Origin of the sequence: Synechococcus sp. OH2 (genome assembly GCF_047462155.1) — a bacterium.
GTDB lineage: Bacteria > Cyanobacteriota > Cyanobacteriia > Thermostichales > Thermostichaceae > Thermostichus.
The window spans coordinates 42,162-44,445 of record NZ_JANSIR010000050.1 but is presented as its reverse complement, the minus strand read 5'-3'; the positions used below and the strand labels follow the sequence as shown (position 1 = coordinate 44,445).

The 2,284-nt window shown below is 63.4% G+C and carries 3 protein-coding genes; 1 reads left to right on the top strand and 2 read right to left on the bottom strand.

All coding sequences use genetic code 11. The annotated features are described in order from the left end of the window. The first annotated feature begins 80 nt into the window (after positions 1 to 80). A complete protein-coding gene (locus tag NW835_RS04090; protein WP_414414581.1) occupies positions 81 to 1,355 on the top strand; it encodes an amidohydrolase family protein in 1,275 nt (424 codons plus the stop codon). On the opposite strand, the gene NW835_RS04085 is transcribed toward NW835_RS04090, so the two are convergent. Beyond that, the gene (locus NW835_RS04085) at positions 1,352 to 1,792 is read right to left on the bottom strand and encodes an FxLYD domain-containing protein (protein WP_414371530.1); all 441 of its coding nucleotides are present in this window, start codon (positions 1,790 to 1,792) and stop codon (positions 1,352 to 1,354) included. The two genes, NW835_RS04090 and NW835_RS04085, sit on opposite strands and share 4 nt — an antisense overlap. A 25-nt stretch (positions 1,793 to 1,817) precedes the next feature. Beyond that, the coding region (locus tag NW835_RS04080) for a 5-formyltetrahydrofolate cyclo-ligase (RefSeq protein WP_414414580.1) at positions 1,818 to 2,284 on the bottom strand (467 nt) is incomplete at its 5' end.

Sequence of the window (2,284 nt, the reverse complement as noted above, 5' to 3'; positions counted from 1 at the left end):
CTATCCCTCCCCACCCGGGTGGGGAATCCCGCGCCTTACGTTGAGCAAGAAAATGGTCAAGCCGGGTTGGGAAGAGGGGGATGGATGTAATCTTGCGTCGGGCCAACTTGCCGGATGGCCGTAAGGGAGTGGATATCGGCATTGAGGGAGACCGCATCGTTGCCCTGGAGGTGAATCTGCAGGCCACCGCTCCCGAGGAAATCGATGTGAGTGGCCGCTTGGTGTCACCCCCCTTTGTGGATGCCCACTTTCACCTGGATGCCACCCTTACCTACGGGATCCCGCGCGTCAACCAATCGGGCACCTTGCTGGAAGGGATCGCCCTTTGGGGGGAGTTGAAGCCGCTGCTGACGCCAGAGGCAGTGATGGAGCGGGCCTTGACCTACTGCGACTGGGCGGTGGCGCGCGGGATCCTGGCCATCCGCGCCCATGTGGATGTGTGCGATCCCAACCTGTTGGCGGTGCGGGCCTTGCTGGAGGTGAAGCAAAAGGTTGCTCCCTACCTGGATTTGCAACTGGTGGCCTTTCCCCAAGATGGCTACTACCGCTCGCCAGAAGCGGTGCAGCTCTTGGAGAAGGCCCTGGACTTGGGGGTGGAGGTGGTGGGTGGGATCCCCCACTTTGAGCGGACGATGGCTGAAGGAACAGCTTCGGTGCGGGCCCTGTGCGAGATTGCGGCGGCGCGGGGTCTGCGGGTGGATCTGCACTGCGACGAGACAGACGATCCGCTTTCGCGCCACGTGGAGACCTTGGCCTATGAAACGCAGCGGCTGGGCTTGCAGGGGCGGGTGGCCGCCTCCCACCTTACCTCAATGCACTCCATGGACAACGCCTACGTGAGCAAACTCATCCCCCTGATGGCCGAGGCAGAGCTGGGGGTGATTGCCAACCCGCTGGTGAACCTGGTGCTGCAGGGCCGCCACGACACCTACCCCAAGCGGCGGGGGCTGACGCGGGTGCCGGAGCTGATGGCCGCCGGGCTGACAGTAGCTTTTGGCCAGGACTGCGTGATGGATCCCTGGTATCCCCTGGGCAGCGGCAACATGCTGGAGGTGGCCCACATGGGGATCCACGCTGCCCAACTGACCGGCTATGAGCAGATGCGCCAGTGCTTCTTGGCCGTTACGGAAAACCCGGCCCGCATTCTGGGGTTAGAAGGCTACGGACTAGAACCCGGCTGCTATGCCGATTTGGTGGTGCTCCAGGCTGCCGATGCCGTCGAAGCCATTCGCCTGAAACCGGCTTGCCTGTACGTTTTCCGTCGGGGACGGCTGATCGCCCAAACCCCGCCGGTGGTTACCCAACTCCATCTGCCCGGGCGCCCGGCCCAGGTAGACTTCACCCGCCAGCTTTAACGGCGCACGGTGCCGCTGAAGCCGCTGGCCTTGAATTGCTCCAGGGTCAAGGGCAGCGGGCTGGTCACGGGCACGGAGATGCGAATGGAGAAGGGGCTTTCGCCGGGGGGAACCTCTTCGATGGCTCCCACGCGGGTGCGCTCCGGCAGAACCTCATTGCCGTTGGCATCGTAAAGGCGACCGAAGACATCCGCATTGACCAAGGTGTTTTTGGAGCGGTTCACCACCGTCCCTTCAATGAACATGCACCTGGCCGGTATGGGGTTGCCGTTGCTGGTGACCAGGTTGGTGTATTCGGGGGTATCCGGGCAGGGGGTGATGTGCAGATCTTTCAGTTGTAGGGGGATGGCGCCAAAGCCCAGCAAGAGGGCCGCCAAAGCCGCCCAGCCCAGGCTCCAGCAGAGGGAGCGAAGCCCCTTCTTCCAAACTTGGCGCATGTTTTTCCTCCAAGGCCCATCTCCCTTAGTCTAGGGGATCCCCCGCCGGGTAAAACCCCTCTTCGGTTTGGATCCCGTCCAGGCGTTGATCCCAGGGATCCTGAGGCAGAGGCTGCCGCAGCAGGCAAGCCTGCGGGACAATGCCCCACTTGGGCACACCGGGATCCGGCAGCGAGGCCAAAAAGCGGTCGTAATAGCCGCCGCCATAGCCCAAACGCCTTCCCCAGCGGTCGCAGGCCAGGGCGGGCACGAGGATCAACTCCGCTTCGGCAGGATCGATAACCTCACTGGTGGGAGAGGGCTCCGGCAGCCCCCAGCGGTTGGGAACAAGCTCGGCTGGGTGGTAGCGATGCCATCCCAACTGCCGCTGCGGCAAGCAACGAGGGATACCCCAGCGCTTTTCAGGGAAAAGGGCGAACAGGGATCCCAGATCCACCTCGGAGCCGAAGGCCGCGTAGGCCAAGATGGTTCTGGCCGCCAAAAGCTGGGGGT

Bases quoted from the DNA above. Each gene is read 5' to 3' on its own strand.
- NW835_RS04090 (WP_414414581.1), top strand. From the start codon at position 81: ATGGATGTAATCTTGCGTCGGGCCAACTTGCCGGATGGCCGTAAGGGA.
- NW835_RS04085 (WP_414371530.1), bottom strand. From the start codon at position 1,792: ATGCGCCAAGTTTGGAAGAAGGGGCTTCGCTCCCTCTGCTGGAGCCTG.